The sequence below is a fragment of the bacterium genome (assembly GCA_040757115.1).
GTDB lineage: Bacteria > UBA9089 > CG2-30-40-21 > CG2-30-40-21 > SBAY01 > JBFLXS01.
This window is the reverse complement of record JBFLYA010000003.1, coordinates 29,970-52,260: the sequence shown is the minus strand read 5'-3', so window position 1 is coordinate 52,260 and position 22,291 is coordinate 29,970. Positions and strand designations below refer to the sequence as shown.

21 protein-coding genes are annotated in these 22,291 nt (G+C 34.3%); 12 read left to right on the top strand and 9 right to left on the bottom strand.

The features are described 5' to 3' along the window. The first annotated feature begins 266 nt into the window (after window positions 1–266). On the top strand, window positions 267–590 hold the full coding sequence (locus AB1422_00455) for a helix-turn-helix transcriptional regulator (protein ID MEW6617819.1): 324 nt from the start codon (window positions 267–269) through the stop codon (window positions 588–590). A 119-nt stretch (window positions 591–709) separates the two neighbouring features. On the opposite strand, the gene AB1422_00450 is transcribed toward AB1422_00455, so the two are convergent. Both AB1422_00450 and AB1422_00445 read right to left on the bottom strand, forming a co-directional pair. Beyond that, the gene (locus AB1422_00450) at window positions 710–1,408 is read right to left on the bottom strand and encodes an integrin alpha (protein ID MEW6617818.1); all 699 of its coding nucleotides are present in this window, start codon (window positions 1,406–1,408) and stop codon (window positions 710–712) included. Further along, window positions 1,344–1,529, bottom strand: a complete 186-nt coding sequence (locus AB1422_00445; protein MEW6617817.1) for a hypothetical protein — start codon at window positions 1,527–1,529, stop codon at window positions 1,344–1,346. Before AB1422_00445 ends, AB1422_00450 begins: the two co-directional genes overlap by 65 nt. 574 nt (window positions 1,530–2,103) lie before the next feature. Between AB1422_00445 and AB1422_00440 the strand changes: the two genes are divergently transcribed. The 11 genes from AB1422_00440 to AB1422_00390 all read left to right on the top strand — a co-directional run bounded on the left by AB1422_00440 (window position 2,104) and on the right by AB1422_00390 (window position 15,302). Beyond that, complete coding sequence (locus AB1422_00440; GenBank protein MEW6617816.1) at window positions 2,104–2,283, top strand: hypothetical protein; 180 nt, start codon at window positions 2,104–2,106, stop codon at window positions 2,281–2,283. A 1,011-nt stretch (window positions 2,284–3,294) separates the two neighbouring features. Beyond that, on the top strand, window positions 3,295–4,608 hold the full coding sequence (locus AB1422_00435; protein ID MEW6617815.1) for a sigma-54 dependent transcriptional regulator: 1,314 nt from the start codon (window positions 3,295–3,297) through the stop codon (window positions 4,606–4,608). Between the two features lie 320 nt (window positions 4,609–4,928). Continuing rightward, window positions 4,929–5,309: a response regulator gene (locus AB1422_00430; protein MEW6617814.1), complete on the top strand. Its 381-nt coding sequence runs from the start codon at window positions 4,929–4,931 to the stop codon at window positions 5,307–5,309. Next, window positions 5,306–5,698, top strand: a complete 393-nt coding sequence (locus AB1422_00425; protein ID MEW6617813.1) for a response regulator — start codon at window positions 5,306–5,308, stop codon at window positions 5,696–5,698. The genes AB1422_00430 and AB1422_00425 overlap by 4 nt, the downstream gene beginning before the upstream one ends. A 14-nt stretch (window positions 5,699–5,712) precedes the next feature. Further along, window positions 5,713–6,246, top strand: coding sequence for a response regulator (locus AB1422_00420; GenBank protein MEW6617812.1), 534 nt, complete (start codon window positions 5,713–5,715; stop codon window positions 6,244–6,246). Window positions 6,247–6,285: 39 nt separating this feature from the next. Continuing rightward, complete coding sequence (locus AB1422_00415) at window positions 6,286–6,507, top strand: hypothetical protein (protein MEW6617811.1); 222 nt, start codon at window positions 6,286–6,288, stop codon at window positions 6,505–6,507. Then, window positions 6,473–6,637: a hypothetical protein gene (locus AB1422_00410; protein MEW6617810.1), complete on the top strand. Its 165-nt coding sequence runs from the start codon at window positions 6,473–6,475 to the stop codon at window positions 6,635–6,637. Before AB1422_00415 ends, AB1422_00410 begins: the two co-directional genes overlap by 35 nt. A gap of 361 nt (window positions 6,638–6,998) precedes the next feature. Next, a complete protein-coding gene (locus AB1422_00405; protein MEW6617809.1) occupies window positions 6,999–7,538 on the top strand; it encodes a hypothetical protein in 540 nt (179 codons plus the stop codon). Between the two features lie 345 nt (window positions 7,539–7,883). Then, window positions 7,884–9,338, top strand: coding sequence for a hypothetical protein (locus AB1422_00400; protein MEW6617808.1), 1,455 nt, complete (start codon window positions 7,884–7,886; stop codon window positions 9,336–9,338). 85 nt (window positions 9,339–9,423) lie between these two features. After that, entirely contained in the window at window positions 9,424–10,959 is a 1,536-nt protein-coding gene (locus AB1422_00395) for a hypothetical protein (protein MEW6617807.1), read from the top strand. Window positions 10,960–11,006: 47 nt separating this feature from the next. Further along, window positions 11,007–15,302, top strand: a complete 4,296-nt coding sequence (locus tag AB1422_00390) for a carboxypeptidase regulatory-like domain-containing protein (GenBank protein MEW6617806.1) — start codon at window positions 11,007–11,009, stop codon at window positions 15,300–15,302. A 766-nt stretch (window positions 15,303–16,068) separates the two neighbouring features. Here the strand turns inward: AB1422_00390 and AB1422_00385 are convergent. The 7 genes from AB1422_00385 to AB1422_00355 form a co-directional block, all read right to left on the bottom strand. Further along, a complete protein-coding gene (locus tag AB1422_00385; protein MEW6617805.1) occupies window positions 16,069–16,842 on the bottom strand; it encodes a methyltransferase domain-containing protein in 774 nt (257 codons plus the stop codon). 99 nt (window positions 16,843–16,941) lie between these two features. Further along, the gene (gene phnE, locus AB1422_00380) at window positions 16,942–17,988 is read right to left on the bottom strand and encodes a phosphonate ABC transporter, permease protein PhnE (protein MEW6617804.1); all 1,047 of its coding nucleotides are present in this window, start codon (window positions 17,986–17,988) and stop codon (window positions 16,942–16,944) included. A gap of 7 nt (window positions 17,989–17,995) precedes the next feature. Beyond that, the gene (gene phnC / locus AB1422_00375; GenBank protein ID MEW6617803.1) at window positions 17,996–18,754 is read right to left on the bottom strand and encodes a phosphonate ABC transporter ATP-binding protein; all 759 of its coding nucleotides are present in this window, start codon (window positions 18,752–18,754) and stop codon (window positions 17,996–17,998) included. After that, window positions 18,744–19,676 (bottom strand): phosphate/phosphite/phosphonate ABC transporter substrate-binding protein, encoded by a 933-nt coding sequence (locus tag AB1422_00370; protein MEW6617802.1) that lies wholly within the window; start codon window positions 19,674–19,676, stop codon window positions 18,744–18,746. The genes phnC and AB1422_00370 overlap by 11 nt, the downstream gene beginning before the upstream one ends. Window positions 19,677–19,695: 19 nt before the next feature. Then, window positions 19,696–20,859: an MFS transporter gene (locus tag AB1422_00365; protein MEW6617801.1), complete on the bottom strand. Its 1,164-nt coding sequence runs from the start codon at window positions 20,857–20,859 to the stop codon at window positions 19,696–19,698. A 37-nt stretch (window positions 20,860–20,896) separates the two neighbouring features. Beyond that, entirely contained in the window at window positions 20,897–21,649 is a 753-nt protein-coding gene (locus AB1422_00360) for a hypothetical protein (protein ID MEW6617800.1), read from the bottom strand. A 12-nt stretch (window positions 21,650–21,661) separates the two neighbouring features. Beyond that, entirely contained in the window at window positions 21,662–22,291 is a 630-nt protein-coding gene (locus AB1422_00355) for an L-threonylcarbamoyladenylate synthase (GenBank protein MEW6617799.1), read from the bottom strand.

Genomic DNA, 22,291 nt, shown 5'->3' with positions numbered 1-22,291 from the left:
CTTTTTCTCTTTCCCTGTCAATAACTTTTTGCTATACAAGAAAGTTTATCTCTCTTATTCAGCATGGTAGTCAGGAAAGAGATATCTTTTTCTACTTTTGGATTGAGGAATAAAGATAGTTAAGAGATTCATTCCCTCTAGGCAAAAGTAGATCGACCTTTATATTTTATTATACCACAAACAATTCTAAAAGTCAAGAAAAAATTCTATCAGTCTCTTAACTTTTTTTTAAATTTAAGATAAACTATTGAAACCAGGAGGGAATTATGGAATCAATTAATAAACTTGTTGGAAGAAGAATTCGTAAGTTAAGGTTAGAACATGACCTGACTCAGGATGAATTGGCAGAACAACTTAATTTACATAATAGTTATATAGGATTGCTTGAAAGAGGATTACGCAGTCCTTCATTAGACACATTATCTAAAATTGCTACCTTTTTCAAAATACCATTAGCATCTCTTTTAGTAGATGAAGGAATGGTTAAAAATATAGAAGTAAAAAGTGAGGAGTTATTTGAGATAATTAAAGATAAATCAAATCAAGAGATTGAAATACTTATAAAGATTGGAAGGATTATTTTTCCGTAACCGTTCAGATAGTCCTTTACCACAGAGACGCACAGGAAGAGAGAGAAAGTGGTGTGGTAATCAGGTAATCGGTAATAATGCTATAACTGATAACCGATAACTATAATTCCACTTTTCCCCTATTGAATCGTAAGATTAGCAGAGGATACAGAGGTTGTAAATCGGGGGATACTTCCTCCATAAAAGATATAAATCTTACCTTTATTAGCATCAGCAGTAGGTACACTTATTATCAAATCATTCTTATTATTGTCACTTTCCTTATGATGATTGGCTATGGTAACATTTTCACCTACTCTATCCTCTTCTTTTAGACCTTCAATAACCGTATCTGCAAAATAAAGTGACTTGTTTCCAGTAATATTCCCGCCATAAAATATACAGATTTTGCCTTTATTGAAATTAGCAGAAGGGACACCAATAATTAAGTCATCCATTTTATCTCCATTTAGGTCACCTGTGAATACAAACTCACCTATCCTCTCTTGTTCATTTTCTCCTTCGATAGTAGCATCAGCCCAGAGAGGAGATGTTATACAACCTTTGGACTCAAGATTTCTTCCATAAAATATATAAATTTTGCCACGATTAGAATTATAAGATGGGACACAAATAATTAGGTCATCTTTAGCATATCCATCTATATGTGCCTTGATGATATGTTCTCCTAATCGCTCATATTTTATCTCTTGCTCATTATTTTCTATTGGGGTTATTGGTATCCCCGCACAACCTGTATAAAGCCAACATAAACTAACAGCTATAAACGATATTATATTCTTTCTGTCCGATTTTTTTAGATACAACCTTTTTCTCATTTTTATCTTTTTCCAACCCTTTAATCACATAATTTCTACTGGCGCTATCAAATTGCACCTTTGGTTTGCCATTTGTTGGATCCCGACTAACAAGAAGAAAGCAACCTGGATATGTAGCCAAAAACAACTCCTCTAAAGTTTCGAAATACCTGTAGCAAACCTCGAAAGCAGGGTGGCTAAATGTTGACAACTGATGGCTGACCGCTGAACGCTTACATTTCTTCTTTGTCTGCCTCATACATTCTACAAACAGAACGCCTCTACCATGCTAATCTCTTTATTTAATTTTGTGAAGCCCTATTTACCCCTTTCCCCAGTTTTTTCCATTTTCCCTTCATTTCCCCCTGAACACTTACGTGAATGGTAATTAGTTACCAATTTTTATCTATCTTCTGACTTCTCTAAACCATAGTTTATACTAAAATAATCATATTGTCAATATTTTTTTTGCAACCACAGAAATTCTCGGTGAAGCTGAATAAACAGCCCAAGTAACCATCTTAAAGCCATTTTTTGCTTTCTGAAAAATGGCAAACACCTATTCTCAAATTTATATTCAAATTGTATTTGCTGTAAAAGGCAGATAACATCTCATTCGCAAACAACATAGGGAAGAATGGCAGAAATACATTACAGGTATTGTTCAAGCCCGTGAACAAAAAATGAGTTTTTGAAAAAATTTAAAATTGAATACGATGAAAGATATTTGTTTGAATGGATTGAATAATTTAGGTCGCTCCTATGGAGCTTTATGTTATGGGAGGACATTTTTTTCTACAAACAGATTGCTCCTCTGGAGCAAATTTAATAAGCAAAAGATAGAGGTATGGTCAAAGACATATAAGCAATTAGCATCCTATTGCCATGTTAAGTAAATTTTCTCACACTTTTTTCTAATGATGGAGAAAGGGAAGGGAACACATTTTGTAATGATAGATCCCTTAAACTGTGAAAGAACTTAGCTAACACGGTACTAGTGTAGCGTTCTCTAAGTAGATATAACAATATAAAGTTTTTGTAACCGTTCAGGCTATATATCAAAAGTGTAAGAAAGGGGGATAAGGAGATAAAGGATATGGAGATGGAAAAATATCAAGAAAATTTACTTGCTGAGGCAGTAGTAATCTCCTTATTCCCCTATCTCTCTATCTCCTTTTCTTACACCAACTAACGCTTGCGGATAATTCTCGAACTGCTAACCGTACAGGTCGGAAATTTTCGTTAATAACTATTATATGTATTTAGAGAACGCTACACTATACCGTTCGCGGGATTGAAGTTGAACCAATCCTAGTTCTCCTACAACTATGCTTAAAAACTGTAACCGTTCAGGTAATCCTTTACTGCAGAGACGCAGAGAAACAGAGAGGAAAATATCTTTTTTTCGTGTTTATCGCGTTTTTCGGTGTTTAAAAAGGCTTAAAAACAGTTAGTCGAAAGTAAGTATTAAAAGATTAATAAACAACGAAAGACCTGGAGTTTCGTGAATTTTCTATGATTCCTTTCTCCTTTAATCTTTGCGTTCTTTGCGGTCGATTTCTTTGCGTTCTTTGCGGTTAAAAAAGGATAAATCGCAAAGGGCACAAAGTAGTAACGCAAAGGACACAAAGGGAAGAAAATAGGTAAAACATTTTTTATCAACTCAACTTCAAAGGATAAGTTGCAAAAAAATCATCAGGCTTTTGAGCCTAATTTTGCCATCTTTGAGCAAAATAAACAGATTGATAGGGATTCAGATAGCCTCAATGGCTCCTTAAATTAACGAAACTCCAGAAGACCCGAAATGCACAAAAAAAGAAATTTCTGTTTCTGGTGAATAGATTCTAATTTTCTTCTCTGCGTCTCTGCGGTGAACGGTTACTATAATTTTTTAAGGATAATCCAGGATGAAGAAGAAGATTTTAGTAGTAGACGATGAGGAAAAAATTCGCAATGCATTAGTTACTATTCTTACTAAAGAGAGTTACTTAGTAACTACTGCTAAGAATGGGCAAGAGGCACTAAATAAACCAATACAGGAGTTCTCATTAATAATTACTGATTTAAAGATGCCTCAGATGGACGGATTAGAGCTTTTAAAAAGGGCTAAGAAAATCTCCCCGGATGTAATTGTGATTATGATTACTGCCTTTGGAACTCTTAAGACAGCAATTGAGGCAATGAAACAAGGGGCTTATGATTATATCACCAAACCTTTTGAATTAGATGAGATAACCATAGTTGTTTCAAAGGCACTTCAACTACATAAAGAAATAAAAAAAGAGGCAAAGTTTGACGAGATTATTGGCAAAAGTCAAAAGATAAAAGAGATACATGAATTAATTAACCAGGTAGCTAAAACCGATACTACTGTTCTGATTAGAGGCGAGACCGGGACAGGTAAAGAGTTAGTGGCAAAGGCAATACATCGATTAAGTCTGCGGCAAGATAAACCTTTTATACCAGTTAATTGTGTGGCATTACCAGAAAATCTATTAGAGAGTGAATTATTTGGACATGAAAAGGGTGCATTTACAGGGGCAATAAACCAACGACTGGGTAGATTTGAACTGGCTAATACAGGAACTATATTTTTAGATGAGGTGGGAGAGATGGATATACCTATGCAGATTAAGTTACTGCGTGTGTTGCAAGAAAGGGAGTTTGAACGAGTTGGAGGCACTAAAACTATCAAAGTAGATGTCAAGGTTATTGCCGCTACTAATCGTGATTTAGAAAAGGCGGTTAAAGAAGGAAAATATAGAGAAGAATTGTTCTATCGACTAAATGTTGTCCCAATATTTTTACCTCCTTTGCGAGAAAGAAAGGATGACATTCCTATTTTATTAGAGCATTTTTTAAAGATATTTAATCTTCGGACTAATAAAAATATACTTGGGATTACAAAAGAGGCACAAGAATTATTGACTTCATATGATTGGTTTGGAAATATTCGAGAACTTGAGAATGTAGTTGAAAGAATGGTAGTGTTGGCTAAAGGTGATAAAATAGATATTGAGGATATTCCAAATAATATAATTAAGGCAAAAGAGAAGAATCTATCATTTAAAGAGTCAGTATATCAAGCAAAGGCACAACTTGAGCGGGAATTGTTGATTAAAGTCCTACAGGAAGTTGGCGGTAATCGGACAAAAGCCGCCAAAGCCATTGGAGTAGACCGTAAAACCCTACAGAAGAAAATAAAAGAATATGGCTTGTAACAAACCCCACTTTTAACCCCAACCTTTTTCTCGCCTTCTTCCTTCTACTTTCACATTAAAGTGAGGAAAATAATCCCCAGTTTGTTAATACCTATAAATAAATAACTTAGAGATTATTTTTAATTTATATCAATAACTCTCTAGGTATCAATTTCCTCAATAATCCATCTGATACCACTACAAAATAATTAACCTTCCTACTTACTAACCTATGTTAAGTCAATTAGTTAAGAAAAAATTCTTATTCTCTTTTAAACTTTGGCATGCTTTTTGCTTCTTACATTAATGGAAAGTAAAAAATAGATAGGAGGTAGGTAAAAATGAAACGGATTTTAGTTGCAGAAGATGATAGTCATTTTAGAAGAGCACTACTTGAAACATTATATCAGGAAGGATACCTAACATTTACAGTAGAAGATGGGGCAAGGGCATTAGAAAACCTTAAGATATATAAACCTCATCTGCTAATTCTGGATTTAAAAATGCCAAAGATAGATGGAATAGAGCTGTTGAAGAGGATAAGGACAGAACAGTATTCGGTACCCGTAATGATAGTTACAGCATATAAAGAGTTAGCCAAAGATCCTGAGGTAGCGATGGGAAACATAGTTACCCTTATGGTCAAACCAATAGACCTGAATGTGTTGAAAAATAAAGTAAATGAGATGTTAAAAGAGGTAAAGGAGGTGAAGATAAAATGAAAAGGATATTAATTGGAGATGATAATAAACTCATCAGACGGGCATTAATAGAAACCATTAATCGTGAAGACTTTGAAATCTTAGAAGTAGAAAATGGTAAGCAAATTTTACAAAAATTTGAAGAGTATCAGCCCGATTTACTTATCATGGATATAAAGATGCCGGGTATAAATGGGTTAGAAGTATTAAAGAAGATACGAACAGTGAATCAGGAATTACCAATAATAATAATTAGTGCATACAAAGGCTTAGAAAAAGATCCAGAGATAACATTAGGTAAGATATCAGCTTTTATGACTAAACCAATTGATATTGAAGTGTTAAGGGCAAAGGTAACAGAGATATTAGGAGAAAGAATGAATCCAAAAGTTTGGGGTAATTTATATTAAGGAGGTGGATTAAAATGATAACGCAAATTAATGGTACTTTATATGAAAATCATTATGATGAATATTTACATTCTGAGGTATGGCAAAAATTACCTCCAGGAACTACAATGCCTGAGTTCCCTAATGTTCAATCATTAAATTTAAATGGTGGAACAAAGTCAGTCGAGCGAGTATTAGTAGTTGAAGATGAGCATAATATTTGTATGGCATTTATGGAAACATTATATCGAGAAGGATATGTAGTTTACTCCGCAGAGACAGGTAAAAAGGCTTTAGAGTGTATTAGAAATTATCGACCAGACTTAGTAGTTTTAGACATAAAGATGCCAGATATAAATGGACTGGAACTCCTTAAACGAATAAGAAATGAAGATAAAAATTTGACAGTGATTATTTCCACCGCATACAGAGGATTTAAACAAGACCCAGAAATTGCACTCGGAAATATCTATACATTTATGATTAAACCAATTGACTTAAATGAACTAATACAAAATGTAAAAGAGGCATTAACACAGAAGAATGAGAGAATGAGAATACCTTTATAATTTGAGACCTGATATTTGTTACAAAAGGGGATGATTAAAATGGATAAGCTTTGTATGATAAACCTGAATATTAAAATAAAAAAGATTAATGGCATCCCACGAAAATGTTATTACATTGATTATGTAGAATATGACGCGGAGAGAGTAGTAGAGTCATCTACAGATAAAACAAAATTAGTTGAATCTCTTAAATCAAAGAAACTAAATAAATCAGGAGATGATAACAATGAGTACTTATCAAGCAAATACATTTCAGATTAGACTTATTCAAGAATCTGGCTTAGATCCATTTGTCTGGATTGATAACTATGCCAGGAGATTTAGAGAAATAGTAGATGGTGGTATTGAGCAATATGAAAAAATTCGCTCAATTATATACCAAGGGAGATAATAAAGAAATGAGCACATGGTTAGCAATTTGGTTATTAAGGTTAACAATGTTTTTAGTAATACTTAATATGATAATGGTGAGTATTAAATAGGGCATAAAAAATCTTAATAGGGCTTCACGAAATTATAAAGTAAGTAATCGGTTAAATGGTAACTGGTAACTAATTACCATTCACCAGTTACCAATTACCAAAAAAAAAGGAGGTGTTAAATTTTTTAAAAAAATGGATTTAGGAGTTAGAGATGAGGATATAATTTTTTAATAAAAATCCTCACTTCTTCTTAACTCCTAAATCCCACATTCGTTAGCTTGCTTTTCGTAGTCAAGCTAACTATTCTAAGAACAAAGGAGGTGATAAAAGATGAAACGGATAGCAATAGGATTAGCAATAGGATTAAGTTTTGTGATAGCTAACATAGCCTATGGAGCGACTCAGGGTTCCAGTACATCAACTGTTGATGCAACAATCGTTCCTACTCTGGTAATGTCATTGACAGGCGCCAGTTATGACATGGGTGCTTTACCAATTGGTACTACCGAAAAGAACGATGCTCAAGGGGTGTCTGTTCAATCAAATGTTGATTACAACATTAAGGCTAAGAGCGATAAGGCCACTATGCAGGAGTATATTACTGCATCAGCGGCTTATGCTACAGATACGACCAGAACATTACAGTATGCGCTCAAGGCTAAAGAAACTGCTCAGGCTGTGCTTACAACTATTGGGACGACTGAGGCTGTTGTACAAGGGTGTTCAGATTTAGAACACACCGGAAATGCGGCAACCGTAACCTATATTGACTACTCGCAACAAATTGACTATGCTGACGAGGCACTTCCCTCTGGTAGAACCCATCACTGCGTACTCACTTTCTCTGTCTATCAAAATGCATTAGAGTAAAAGGAGGTGTATGTTAGTTGTATCACAAACTCATTGGGCGTACAGATTCTGGTTAACATCTGTACGCCCAGAGTAGTAGTCTAATCATGTCCCACAATTTTTACTGGACACCGTGAAGAGTGATAATTCACAATTCACAATTGACAATTCACCATTCACCATTTTAAGGAGATTTAGGGAAGAAATTGTGAATTGTGAATGGTGAATTGCGAATTGTGAATGAATGTAACATTGTCCAGTAAAACTTATGGGTAAAGATAAGAGTAGTAGTGGGTAATTAGGTAATTAGGTAACTGGATACCTAATTACCCAATTACCCAATTACCATAAAGGAGGTAGAGGAAAATGAAGTTTAAATATGGAATAGCGTTAATACTATTATTGTTATTGTTGGGCTGGCAAAGCGAGATAAGTGCCTTTGGTATCTCTCTTACACCTGCCAGTATTGATAGAAGTGTATCTGAAGATGACCATATCATCCCACTTACTATTGAAAATCCTGGACCTGAAACATTGGAGTATTTTGTATACGCAAGCAGTTTAGGTCAAAAATTAGATGGTGAGGCTATATCCTTAGATGATATTGATGCACCATTTTCATTAGTCAGATGGATTAAATTTAATCCGGCTAAAATTAAGTTAGCAGGTGGTCAATCAAGTATAGTAGAGGCAGAGATTCAAATACCAAAGGATAGTGGCGGTGGACTTTATGGAATAATATATGTTGAGGCGCGACCTCTGACACCTTCTGGAGAGGGACATGTTGCCTCTCTCCCTCGGGTAGGCGCGATAACCCTATTAACACTTCCTGGAGAATCAATCAAAGAAGCTGCCATTACATCAGTTGATATAATACAAAACAAACAGGGAGAAGAAATCTATATCCTATCAACTTTTCACAATACAGGTAATATCTACTTACGACCAGAGGGATATGTGGTCATTAGAAACCAGGCTGGAGAGAAAATAGACAAGGTATTTATAAAACCAGCGAAGATACTCCCCTCCTACTCCCGCCAATTAATAGCTAAATGGAAACCAGAAAACCTACAAGTTGGAATATATACTGCCGAGTCTAATATAACATTTGCAGGCAAGTCATTAATAGCTAAAAAGACCTTCGAGGTCATTAATACTAATGAGATTGCTATACTAAAAGGAGAAATAGCTTCCTTCGAGCAAATAAAGGTTGTCCAACATAAACCACTATGCTTTAAGTTACTCTTTCACAATAGTGGAAATGTTAACCTATCTATTGGTGGGGAAATAGAAGTGAAAGACTTTGAAAATGAAATAATAGAAAGAGTACCAATAAAAATAAATGAAGTGATAGCGCATGGGAGTAAGGAAGTAACAACTGTTCTATCTAAAGGATTGCCAATTGGTACCTATACTGCTACAGTAAAGATTAAGTATTCAGATGAAAAAATAGTAACTGCAACAACTAACATTAATGTAATTGAAAAGGAGATAATCCAGGCAGGGGAAATAATTGAACTTACTATACCAAAAGTCAATGCTGGAAATGTATTAATTCTTCCTAAATTACTATTTAGAAATACCGGGAATGTTCCACTCCAGGTAGAGGGAATGATTGAGTTGGAAAATAGTCAAGGAATGACTGTTGGGCAAATAACTATTGATAGAAAGACGATAGAAATAGATATGACCCAGAGGTTAGGAGCAAGCTGGCAAGGAGAGTTACCTGCAGGATTATACAAGGCAGTAGCTACTTTGATATTTGGAGATGGAAAGATGATTACAAAAACAAGTCCATTCTTGGTAACTGGTAATTGGTAACTGGTGATTGGTAACCATTTAACCAATTACCATTTAACCAGTTACCATTTAACCAATTACCACCACAAAATAGGGGTGAGAAATAATGGATATTATAAAATTGAAGAACAATACAATTGTATCCAAACAAGGACTAAAAAGTCCTATTATAATCCTCATATTGGGACTATTACTTGTTATAAAACCTACCATAGCCGAGGGGGTAAGTGCTACTCAGGAGGTCTTTCTTAGGGTTGCAGAAAGACTCTTTCAACCTACAAAACAAGAATTTGCCTCCAGAACTATCAAACTTGACCCATTCATGCTCGAAAAAACTATCTATGGGAAGAGTTATTCATTTCCTATTAGAGTTTATAGTCTTATTAATCTTTCTCAGCAGATTCAGGTCTATCCTACTCAATTAGGCCAGGAATTAGATGGTAGTCATTTATTCATAACCAAACCATGGGGGGAGACTAAACTGATTGATGTTAATCCATCTAATTTTATACTTGATGCTAAAGAATCTAAAATAGTTAAGGTAGAGTTCCGTACACCAGAAGAAATAACAGGTGGATTTTATACAGCTATCGTCTTTGAAACTACTCCTATAAATAATAAATCTGTAAAGAGTGCGGTTATTTTGGCATTTACATTTCCTGGAGAATTAAAAAGAAAAGGAAAGATTAGTGATATTAGTTTCCTACAAGATAAACCAGGGCAACCTATTATTATCCTTCTAAGATTTGTTAATACAGGTAATATACATCTTAGACTACATGGAAATGTAACTATTAAAAATCCATTTGGATTGAAGATTGCTAAACTGGAGATTAGACCTGAAGTTGTCCTACCTAATTACTCACATCAAATAACACTCCCCTTTAGACTAAAAGACTTAGCAGTTGGTACATATACAGCAGAATCTAATATTAAAATTGAAGATGGAGAACCTGTGGAACTACTCACCCCATTTATGGTAGTCAGACCAAATGAGATCGGAATAATAAAACTTGAGATAATTTCTTTTACTATTCCAATTGCTGTTTGGAATAAACCAATTTATTTTGCCTTGTTCGTGTTTAATGCTGGAAATGTCAATCTTACAACTACTGGAGAAATAATCATTAAGAATAGAGAAGGTGAAATAATGGCAACTACACTTTTCGAAAAAGAGACTATTCCAGCAGGAAGTAGTAAAGAACTAAAGGCAGTGTTAAAAGAAGGACTACCAATTGGCAGTTATACCGCTTATGCAAGCGTTGAATATGATGGCAAAAGAGAGGTAGCAACTCAGAATTTTTGTGTAATTAAAAAGGTTCTATCTCAAGAAGGCAAGATACTTAAGTTTAATATTCCCACTACTCAAGCTAACAAACCAATTATTCCAGAATTAGTATTTAAAAATACATGTAAGATTCCCATTTATGTAGAGGGAATGATTGAAATAATAGATAGCCAGAGAAATGTTGTAGGTGAGATACCTATTGCCCGAGTAGAGTTAGAACCAGAGATGATACAAAATTTAGGTAAAAGCTCTGAATTAAAACTTTTGCCAGGAGAATATCTTTCAATAGTAACATTAATTATTGGAGGTAAAGAGGTAATTACTCAAGAAGTTTCATTTCGGGTAATAAGGTAACTGATTGAATGTTAATTACCCAGTTACCCAACAAGGATGTGATAGAAATGGAAAAGGTTAATAAACTAATGATTTTCATAGTTATTTTATTTTGTGTTTTGGTGAATGTAAGTAAGACTTCAGGATATATTCTCACCATCACCTCTTCAGGCAATAATGTAAATTTTGGTGATGTTGGTCCAAAAGACTCATCAAGTATAATTCCTTATGCTACGCAGATTGTAGTTGTCTCTACTGGTGGGAACTGGAGTTTATCCGCCCAGGCTACTGGCGATTTAATAAAAACCAGTGGTGCTACAAAAACCATTTCTATAAGTCAATTACAATGGGCAGACCATTCTTCTATAAATCCAGTTTGGACTTCCTTTAGCACTACATCAAGCACAATAGCCTCAGGAGGTACTACTACATCAGCAGGTAGTGTCCTTGATTATGACTATAAGTTACAAGTTAACTGGACAGATTACCCTGGCGATTATCATGGGACTATTACTTACAGTGTTACCGCAGGTTTCCTTGAGAGTTCATTCGTCCAGCCAAATCCATTCTCACCAGATGGCGATGGGATAAATGATATTACGACTATCTATTATTACCTCGATTCTAATAATACCATTACAGTGACAATCCGTGATATTGAAGATGCAGTAATAAAAACCTTACTTAATAATGCTACTCAAACCTCTGGAGCACTATCAGTTAATTGGGATGGGACAAATGGCTCTGGAACTGTTGTATCTGATAATGAATATAAATACTTGATTCAAGATATTAATTCTATTACCATTGGCTCAGGAATAATCACTGTAGATACAAATACTACAACCGGGACAGGTACTATTCAGGGAAAGATAAAAGACGCAGGGAATAGTGCCGTGATAGCTAATGCAGTAGTTTCTATCTATGAAGCATCTGGCAATTTCGTTGGTTCGACAACATCAAATGCTACAGGTGATTATAGCTTTAGTAATTTAGCCGCAGGATATTACTATCTTACCGCCAGGGCAGACTATTATTATCCAAAGACCTCTACTACCTTCCATTTGATTTCAGGACAGACACTTACAAAGGATATCTATCTTGACCACAATACATCTTTATTGGTTATTAAAACGGCAAGTGATAAAACCGCTCAGATTGGTGATATAATAACTTATACCATCAAGGTTAAGAATATTGGCTATGGGAAGATAAATCAGGTTAAAATAGTAGATAAATTCCCATATAATTTTAAGTATATCAAAGGGACAAGTAGGTTAAATTCTGACTGCTTTAAAGACCCGATAGGTAAAAATCCTTTTACCTGGGAGATTGGCGATTTCCCAATTAATGAAGAAAAGATACTAACTTACAAGGTGTTAGTTGGGATTGATGCTGAATCTGGTGACCAAAAGAACTTAGCAGAGGTATCGGGCACTGCTGAAAAAGGGGAGAAAGTAGTAACTAATGTATTTGCAATAGTCAGGATTAAAGATGGAGTATTTAGAGAGCATGGGATTATAATTGGCAAGGTATATGAGGATACTAATGGTGATGGGATACAGCAAGATAGAGAGGCGGGAATTGGTAATGTAAGCATCCTTATGGAAAATGGGATGAGTGTAATTACTGATGATGAAGGTAGATACTCAATTCCAGCGGTTAAACCAGGTCGTCACCTGCTAATGATTGACATAAATACCTTATCTGATGAGTATTCTTTAAGTACTACTAAGCCACAATTTATTGATCTTTCTCCTCATGGAATGGCAAAGTTAGACTTTGGTATCTTAAGGGCAGCGGATAAAAGATACTCTGCTACTTACACAGATAAGCCTGTTTTTATTGGATTAGCAGAGCTTGAAATGGAAGAAGATACGGTCACTGGAAATATAAAGGCATTTCGTAAAAAGTATGGAAATAGTGCAAGATATAAAGGATGCTTAGCCTTTTACTTAAAAACTAAGTTAAAAGATAAATATCAACTTACTACTTCACTTGATACTAAGAAAACTCGCAAGGATAAATTATCCTCTCCGGCTAATCCAGATGATTACTATCCAATCTATGGTGATGATAGTAAAGTCGTTAATAACACTCCATCTTCTGACCCTATCTTTCTAAAATTACAATCTAAGGATTTAGAGCTTCTTTATGGCGATTATTCAACCGCATTAGGAGAAAATAAATTATCAACATATCATAGAAGTCTTACCGGAGCAAAGATAGAAAAACATATCGCCAATTCCAGGATTACTGTATTTGGTGCCTCTACAAGACAAGTTAGTGCTCGGGATGATATACCTGGGAGGGGAATTTGTGGCCCTTACTATCTTACACATTGCCCAATTGTGGATGGAAGTGAAAAGATTAAAATCCAAACCCGGGATGAGAAAAACTTACAAGTTTTTGCCACTATAGAGAAAGAAAAAGATAAGGACTATTCCCTGGATTATGATACAGGAAGGTTGATATTTGAAGAGCCTGTCCCTTTAATCGAAAGTGGAGGAATCAGATATTATATTGTAGTGATTTATGAATATATTCCCATAGGTGCAGATTACAAACATGCCATTTATGGGTTTCGTGGAGTAACAAAACCACATAAGAGCTTAGAAGTAGGTACAACTTATATCAAAGAGGAACAGTCTCCAACTGACTACCACCTTTATGGGTTAGATAGTTCTTTTAATCCCTGCAAAGAATTTACTATTAAGGGTGAATATGCCCAGACCGATGGAGACTTAGAACTATTAAATCCAAAAGTTAACAACTCTGCCTCTTTTATAGAAACCTTATCTTCTCACTCAAACGATAGATGCAAGGTTAAGACCTTTTATCATCAAATTGGAGCTAACTTCTCTAATAAAATTGAGGCTACTGCTGATAAAGAAAGAGACGATTTTAACCAGTATGGACCAGAGTTTTATGACATCACTAATCTTACTACTCAAAAGGATATCCGAGAATACGGCTCACGAGTTGATTACAAGCTAATGACTGATAAAGCCTTATATGTTCAAAAGAAGATAACTACTAATGAGCCCAAGAAAAATAAGACAAAAACTGATATATTTGGACTGGGGTTTAAACAGGAGCTTGATAATTCTACATTCTTTGCAAATTTTCAAGAAGAAAATAAGGTGAGTAACCAAATTCACAAGAGCCGTAAACAGATGTTTACTTTAGGAGATAGAGGTTCAATAGGTAGGCATGATTTTGGATTAAAATACAGCCTTACAGATTCTGATAATTTTATTAATCGTGATTTAGATACGATAACTCATGACATTAGCCTCAAATTAACATCAGAATATGATATGATATCACCTTCTATCCAATATGATTTAACTAATAAAATGGCACATGGCAAACATCTTCTTAGAGAACATCACCTTACCATAGGAGCAATAACTAAGCTATTTGAATCGGTATCGCTAAATACCTCCTGTGCACTTGGTTGGAAGGCTGACTACATCGAAGGGACGAAGACCAAATCCATTGCTACTACCATTGGAATAGATTATTCACCACATCCAAAGATAGTCATTTCGGCTGCAAATAATGCAGAAAAAAAGATTGGTGCAGGGAAGATAACTGATTCCACTACTAACTCATTTGGGGTAAATTTTACACCAACTGATAAAACAAAATTGTCAGCTAAAAACGAAATTAGGAAAGAATTGGATAAAGAGGAGACTATTTCAGGAGATGTTGAACTTAACCAAAAAATTAATAATGACTTAACCTCTTCTCTAAAATATTCTTACTCAAAAGAGGGAAGTGTTAATGATTCTACCGCATTACTAATTGCAGACCTAAAACAGAAATTCCACAACGGATTAACAACCTACTTGAAATATACCTATGAGAAGAATAAAAAAGAGGATAGAGGTACACAGACTGGTTCTTGTGAATCAAAGCTATTACTTGCATTAGCCTACAGACCTACTCAGAGTAATAAATTCAATTTATTGAGTAAATATGAGTTTAGTAATAAAAGTGCTATTGCTTCCTTAGAATCTATCTATGTTCCTACTAATAAATGGAGTCTATTTGGAAAGTATGCAATGAGGAGGATAGAGGTAGAGGATATTATTTCTCATATTGACCTTATAATGGGTAGATTAACTTATAATATTAACGAAAGGTTTGATATAACCGGCGGATATAGAATTCTACATCAACATTTGACAAATGACTATAAGCTAAATCCTATCGTAGAGTTAGGTTTTGGATTTAACAGCCGCTTTAAATTTGTCTTAGGATATAACCTCATCGAATACAAAGATGGTGAGATACCTGATGATAGTTATTCAGCCAGAGGAGTTTATCTAAGGCTAACAGGGCGGTTTTGGCAATAAAAATATGGGGACGGTTCATTTTATCGTTTCCTATGATTTCTTGCAGAAATTGGAAATTGGAAATTAGGTCTTCAGTTCGCTCTCCAATTTCTAATTTCTAATTTCCAATTTCAACTCCATCTTTTAACCGCAAGATTTCAAACAAAAGTGAACCGTCCCCCCAAATATGTCCTTTTTCTCACCCCTTTATTGTTGGGAGAGGCAGGTTTTTATGTTAGACCTGCCTCTTCTAATCCCACTGCTTGAATCTTATGACTATTGAAATATTTGGTGGTGTCTTAATCTAGCATAAAGGTTGAAATAGTGTCCGAAAAGGAGATATGGGGATTAGCAATAAACCTCATAGATACTTTTTTAAAAATTCTCAAAATCGCAACTGATATTTATTAGATGAGAAATACCATGCATCTATCTGAGCCTCCAGGGCTAATCTAATTTTGGGTATATTTTACAAGGAGGACTAATCAAATTCTGGGCATTTAATGGCCATACTTTTTGTGAGACTCTCCTCGAATACCTTCATCAGTTTGGTTCTGCGACAATAAGTTTGTTCACATAAGGTTTTAAGATTCTCCTTATCCAATGGGCTAAAGGTGATTCTTCTACTACGAGTGTTTTCGTCCCGGAAACACTTTGGATAGCATTAATCAGATCCATCTGTCTTGTTTCAATATCGATGCAGGTAAGAATCTTATTGTCCTATAGACGGGACACCTTCTTTACATATTATCAAATTCCTATCAGGCAAGAGCGCATTCACCTTTAATTACTTAATTGCTTTTAATACTATTATTTTCCAGTAGAAAAAGATTTCTCCATTTTCCTCTTTAATTCCAAAGATTTCCTTCACATTAGAAGGGGCTTCTAAAAATTTCTTGCGAAGTTCCAAAATGACATTTTTATTACTTCCTGATCTTTCTACCCAATCTGAGAAAGACATTATTGGAGACAAAATTATAGTAGATTTTTCCAACTTTAATTCACTTTTTCCAATCATTTCATTCCAACTTGAAAGTGAGTAATTATAAACATGAGAGGGGTCTCTAAGTTTCTCAACCTCATTTTGCCATTTTGCTACTTGAAGGTTTTCAGGACAGGTAGTATCTGCGATTAATATTCGACCAGTAGATTTTACTACTCTTTTGGCTTCAGATAAGAATTTTTCAATCGAAGAGAAGTGATGAGGTGCAATTCGACAGGTGACAATATCAAATTCGTTATCACCAAAAGGAAGAGATTCTGCTTCTGCAAGTTTAAATTCAATATTTGAAAGATTCCTTTCTTTTGAGAGTTTCTCTGCTTGCTCAAGCATCGCTTGAGTCATATCAGTAGCTACTACTTTTGTGACATGAGGACTAAAGGCAAAAGCAGTAAAACCTGTCCCTGTAGCTATGTCAAGAACAATATCTGTAGTTTTTGGCTCAGCCCACGTTACCATTAATTCTAAAGATTCCCCTTCAGAATGAGAGGTACTTCTTGAGTAAAACTCTGCTTGTTTAGAGAATTGGGATTTAACTGCCTCCTTAGTTGTGTTTGACATATCCTTTCTCCTTTTAACATTCATGCTTCTATTAAGATACACTAATGTTACTTGAAAGTCAAGATAAAAAATTACCCTTGATTATCTTTCTGAAATATTTTAATATATAGCCTCACGAATTTTTGCACTAATATAATCCAATATCCATACAACAATTGCAATCATAATGATGATTAATCCCACTTCATTCCATTTAGCCAGTCCCTGATACTGAATAAGTAAGGTCCCAATACCTCCTCCTCCCACAAATCCAATGATAGTTGCCATTCTTACATTGATATCCCATCGGTAGATAGTAAATGATAAAAATGGTAAAATAATTTGAGGGACAACTGCAAACCATATAACTTGTATAAACGAAGCGCCTGTGGCTGTGATAGCTTCAATAAGTCTTTCACTAACACTTTCTATTTGTTCAGAATAAAGTTTTCCAAGTGCAGTAATAGAATGAAGCATAAGGGCAAGCATACCAGCAAAAGGTCCAATTCCCACCCAGACTGAGAATATAATTGCCCAAATAAGAGGTTCAATCGAACGACAAAAATTGAGTACAATTCGCACTAGACAATAGATAGTGAAAGTAACCTTATTTTGCTTCATCAAGTTCCTTGCACCCAAAAAACTTAAGATGAAAGCAATGGGGATGGCAAAACATGTTGACATTAAGGCTATATAAATTGTCTCAATTATTGCAAATAATACTTGATCAAAGATGGATGTATTAGGTTGAAAAAGTGCATGGAAGATCCTTTTAGCTCCTTGAAGTCCATCAAAATTAAATAAATCAGAAACCGAAATTTGAGTAATCTCCCACCCTGCAATAAATGTTAAAATGATAAGAAACCCGGCAAAAAATTTCCAAGAATTTCTAAATATTCCTTGTTGTCCATTTTTTATAAGACCACAAATCTTATTGCCTAACGAATTCTTTGTCAAAGACCACATCACTGCTAATAAGATACCAATAGCACAACAATAGACTATATTCTCCTCTGGAAATGAGGGAAACCGAACCCCTTTTATTAGTTTAATATAAATTATTCTATAACTGATTATTATACCATATGTTACCAAAAAAAAGTCCAGAAGGAATGCTTTAAGATATTCTTTTTTTAATTTTTTTGTTCCTGTGTTGTCGTTGACCATCTAAATTTTAACCACTATCTCCATAAATTGCCTCAAACCATTTCTTATCAACTTCTAATGGTGATTGCCCTTCAAAGATAATTCTACCTTTTCTAAGAGCAATCATTCGGGAAGCATAAGATTTTACGAGATCCAAAGAATGGATATTACAAATAACAGTTATACCGTATTCCCTATTAATTTTTCCTATATATTCTAAAATATTGATAGATGTAGCAGGGTCTAAACTGGCAACTGGTTCATCAGCTAAGAGTAACTTTGGTTCTTGCATAAGTGCTCTTGCTATCGCTACTCGTTGCTGTTGTCCTCCACTGAGAGAATCTACTCTATCGTTAATTTTATCATCAAGACCAAATATTTTTAATTTTTCAATTACTCTTTTTTTTACTTCTGGTGTCCACATTCCTAAAATACTCTTGAAAGATTGGGTAAATCCAAGATAGCCCATTAAAACATTAGTCATGACAGAATATCTTTCAATAAGATTGAAGTCTTGAAAAATCATCCCCATCTCTCTCCGCACCTTACGAAGTGCTTGTCCTTTAAATTGAGTAATCTCTTTGTCATCAAAGATAATTTTGCCTTCTGTCGGTTCATGAATTCGATTTAAACATCTAAGAAGTGTAGATTTTCCTGAACCACTCAATCCTATAATAGCTAAGAATTCACCTTTTTTTACCTCAAAACTTATTCCTTTAAGTGCGTGTATTCCATTTGAATAAGTTTTATGCAAATCTATTACTTTTAAAATATTATCATTTTTCAATAAATTCCTCCGCACCCTTTCCAATAGTGTCTAATAAATTACGAAGACTTTCATAATCTTTATCTGTGGTTGGAATAAAACCATCGACTGAGTAAATGTTATAAAGAGTTTTTTTACCTGTTTCTGTTTCCATGAATTTTAATATTGCTTTGATAATCTTGTGTTTCATATTCTCTGGTAAATCCCTTCGGAAGGCTATAGGATCATTTGAGATAGGGTCTGTAATCTTAATAATTTTTATCTTTTCAGCCACATCTGGGAATTGAGTCATAACTCGTGCCCTGGCATCTCGAATCTTCCCATTTTTAGTTGGTGGGCTATAAAAAGTAGCGCCGGCATCTACTTGCCGCTGGTAAATCATGGTTACAACATTATCATGTTTCATTGCGAATACTGTCTCCTTAGGTTGAATATGATTTTCCTTAAATATTTTTAAGGGCAAGAGGTATCCAGAAGTTGAAGATGGGTCCACGAAAGCAAACTTTTTACCATGAATATCTTTGATTTTATTAATTCCACTATTTACATGAGCAATAATTTGGCCACGGTAAACACTTTCTCCATATCTTATAATTCTTAATAAAGCTTCCACCCCATATCGTTGATGTGCTAACAAATAACCAAAACTATTAATAATGGCAATATCACATTTTTTTGTACCGAAAGCTTCTACTACAGCAATATAACTTATAGGGACTGCGGTTTTAAAAAAATATCCTGTTTCCTCCTCTAAGAATTTAACAAACTCTATAGAATTTTGTGAAATATTCTCAGCATCTCCAGATGGAGTAAAATAAAATTTTATGGGATTTGATTTTGAACCAAGGGGTTTTCTTTCAGACATATTTGAACAACCTAAAAAAATGGTGATCAAAATAAAGCAACCCAGAAGGAAATTCACATTTTTTATTGTTCTTTCCATCTTCTTTTTCTCCATCAACTTAATTATTATTAGCATAATTTAAAACTGGGACTTTCCAAAACGGGATACTTGCCAAAACACATAGTCCTCCTAAGAATATCCAGGGTAATTTAGCCATTATGTCATAAAGAGGAAGTATTATAAACGGTATTATAATAGTACAAATATCCGTCAGACTTCCAAAGAATCCCAATATTTGCCCTCTGTTAGAATTAGAAGAAATTACATCTCCAAAGATTTTCATACCCGTAGGCAACATAAAAGCAAATGCAAGGGTTTCTAAAATAAATACTGTGAGAAAGAAGGACTGTTTAGGCATAAATCCAAAAGAGGCTATTGAACCTCCCATGATTAATAAACACATAATGATAATTTTTTTGCAAGAAAAGATATCCGCTACACGACCTGTAAAAGGCATTAATGCGGTAGTTAAAATAGCAGAGATAGAAAAATAGATACCTACCTTTCCAGGAGATACATGGAAATATTCATGAAGATATAAAGGTAAAAGTAATTGCAACGAAAAGAATAATACCCTTCTAAGGATATATGGTCCATAAAATGGCAACAATGAAAGTGATTCTTTATTGAAATTCACAAAGAAATTTCTTGAAGTCGTTTTTTCTTCATGTTTTAAATTTAAAGCCTTATGGGCGATAAGTAGACCGATTAAGCCAATAGCACCTAATAAGCCTGCTGACCAAAACATACCGTACTTTCCGTAACCCTGAAACATTAGACCTCCTATACTGGGACCCAAAATGAATCCAAGCCCAAAGGCAGCACTAAAATATCCCATCTTTTTAGCACGGTCTTTATTATTCGAGAGCTCAATTGATAAGTCTGTTAAGCAGACTACAGCAAATCCTTCAAATATTCCTTCTAAAAACCGAAAACAGATAAAGATGTCCTTTGTAAAAACAAAAGGATATAACCCCATCGTTATTACATAAAGGCAGAAAGAAATACCTAACACCTTATAATATCCAAATTTCAATATTAATCGTCCTCCAACATTTTGTGCTATAAAACGTGCAAAAACCAAGGCAAAAAAGGCAACAGACAAATGTCCTGTTGAGAACCCGAATTCTTTTAAAAATATTGGCATAACAGGGATAATAAGACCAACACCCATATTAATTACTACTGTTAAAAATAATAAAAGCCAGAACGGATTTATCATACTCCTAACACTCCTCTAATATTAGCAAGATATTTTCTTAAAACCTCAATAAATATCGGATTCCCAACCCTACTCCATTATTTCTCAATCTATTATAATAAGAATATCTCCCATAAACATCCCAAGTATTGTTAATAGGAAAGATAATATCATGGACGAGTAATTTATAATCGTCACCCTCTTTATTTTTAGAAAAATAGCGACCATATCCCCGTATGTAGGCAAACTGATCTCTCAAAGGTAATTGATAATAAAGATAAACATCAACCGTACCTTCTTCATTATGAGATTTAATTGGGAAAACTTGCAAAAATACTTTTACTTTATATTTTTTAGCGGCATTGATAAAAAATGGTATATCTGTAATATACCATTGAGTTCCAAAACTTAGTAAGAGGCGTTTATGAGTTTCCATTTGGAGGCGAGTTATCCAGCTAAGGCTTTTTCCCCACTCAGAATAAGGGGAAAATGGTCTGCTTATATTTAACTCAGAATTGGACGAATAATATTCTGTTCCTTCATAGATAACCTCTGTATTTGCAAAGAGAAAAAAATTATGGGATAGATTTGAAAAATAAGTTACCTGAAAATTATTTTCATTATTAATTCTATTGCCATTAATATCTTTTCGAAATTGTAGCCTAACATTATGAATATTCTTAGGTGGTAGATTTTCCCCTATGCTTAATAACGGATATATAAATGTAAAGATAATCAAACAAATAAAAAAACAAAACAACCTTGCATTTTTTCTATTATTAAGTAACATGTTACCACCCTTATTTTTCATTAAGATTACTGTTTATAAAAGGCTTACAAGTATATTTGGTATTAATTCTCTAATTCGCTCTGTAGAAAATGGACCTTCTCTAAGTACTGTAGGTGGTTTTACAGATAAATTAATGATAGTACCACTCTGTCCTCTTTTACATTTACCACCTTTTACTATCATCGAAACCCTTCCATTAAACATCTTGTCCACTGAATCAAATTTGATATTCTCTTTTTCACCAGATTTGTTTGCAGAAGTTCCAGCAATTGGAAAACTCGCTTTATCGGCTAATGATTCTAAAAACTCATCTACGCAAACCAGCATAATTGAGTCTTTACCAGCAGTTACATAGGAAGGTACATTATCCTTTTTAGGAACGATAATCCCTACTCCTTCAGGCCACAAGTCTATTATTTTCTTTGCATTATCGTCTATGATACCATATTCTTCTGCTTTTCTTTTAGATGTAAAATATACTAAAGGTTTATTTTTCTCTCTCCCTTTAAGTTCATATACTCTATCTACTGCCTCTTTGGACAAGGCCTTAACAGCAAAACCATAGACATTTTCAGAAGGAAGAATAACTACCCCTCCCCTTTCTAAAACATCTATAATCTTTTCTAAAGAGTGAAATGATCTTTCAACTATAATTGTATCCAT

What these genes read in the sequence shown, in the direction of transcription:
- AB1422_00360 (MEW6617800.1), bottom strand. Translation starts at nt 21,649, where the DNA reads ATGAAAAATAAGGGTGGTAACATGTTACTTAATAATAGAAAAAATGCA.
- AB1422_00435 (MEW6617815.1), top strand. Translation starts at nt 3,295, where the DNA reads ATGAAGAAGAAGATTTTAGTAGTAGACGATGAGGAAAAAATTCGCAAT.
- AB1422_00455 (MEW6617819.1), top strand. Translation starts at nt 267, where the DNA reads ATGGAATCAATTAATAAACTTGTTGGAAGAAGAATTCGTAAGTTAAGG.
- AB1422_00390 (MEW6617806.1), top strand. Translation starts at nt 11,007, where the DNA reads ATGGAAAAGGTTAATAAACTAATGATTTTCATAGTTATTTTATTTTGT.
- AB1422_00415 (MEW6617811.1), top strand. Translation starts at nt 6,286, where the DNA reads ATGGATAAGCTTTGTATGATAAACCTGAATATTAAAATAAAAAAGATT.
- AB1422_00425 (MEW6617813.1), top strand. Translation starts at nt 5,306, where the DNA reads ATGAAAAGGATATTAATTGGAGATGATAATAAACTCATCAGACGGGCA.
- AB1422_00385 (MEW6617805.1), bottom strand. Translation starts at nt 16,842, where the DNA reads ATGTCAAACACAACTAAGGAGGCAGTTAAATCCCAATTCTCTAAACAA.
- AB1422_00440 (MEW6617816.1), top strand. Translation starts at nt 2,104, where the DNA reads ATGAAAGATATTTGTTTGAATGGATTGAATAATTTAGGTCGCTCCTAT.
- phnE (MEW6617804.1), bottom strand. Translation starts at nt 17,988, where the DNA reads ATGGTCAACGACAACACAGGAACAAAAAAATTAAAAAAAGAATATCTT.
- AB1422_00395 (MEW6617807.1), top strand. Translation starts at nt 9,424, where the DNA reads ATGGATATTATAAAATTGAAGAACAATACAATTGTATCCAAACAAGGA.
- AB1422_00405 (MEW6617809.1), top strand. Translation starts at nt 6,999, where the DNA reads ATGAAACGGATAGCAATAGGATTAGCAATAGGATTAAGTTTTGTGATA.
- AB1422_00420 (MEW6617812.1), top strand. Translation starts at nt 5,713, where the DNA reads ATGATAACGCAAATTAATGGTACTTTATATGAAAATCATTATGATGAA.
- AB1422_00430 (MEW6617814.1), top strand. Translation starts at nt 4,929, where the DNA reads ATGAAACGGATTTTAGTTGCAGAAGATGATAGTCATTTTAGAAGAGCA.
- AB1422_00365 (MEW6617801.1), bottom strand. Translation starts at nt 20,859, where the DNA reads ATGATAAATCCGTTCTGGCTTTTATTATTTTTAACAGTAGTAATTAAT.
- AB1422_00355 (MEW6617799.1), bottom strand. Translation starts at nt 22,291, where the DNA reads ATGGATACAATTATAGTTGAAAGATCATTTCACTCTTTAGAAAAGATT.
- AB1422_00450 (MEW6617818.1), bottom strand. Translation starts at nt 1,408, where the DNA reads ATGAGAAAAAGGTTGTATCTAAAAAAATCGGACAGAAAGAATATAATA.
- AB1422_00370 (MEW6617802.1), bottom strand. Translation starts at nt 19,676, where the DNA reads ATGGAAAGAACAATAAAAAATGTGAATTTCCTTCTGGGTTGCTTTATT.
- AB1422_00410 (MEW6617810.1), top strand. Translation starts at nt 6,473, where the DNA reads ATGAGTACTTATCAAGCAAATACATTTCAGATTAGACTTATTCAAGAA.
- AB1422_00400 (MEW6617808.1), top strand. Translation starts at nt 7,884, where the DNA reads ATGAAGTTTAAATATGGAATAGCGTTAATACTATTATTGTTATTGTTG.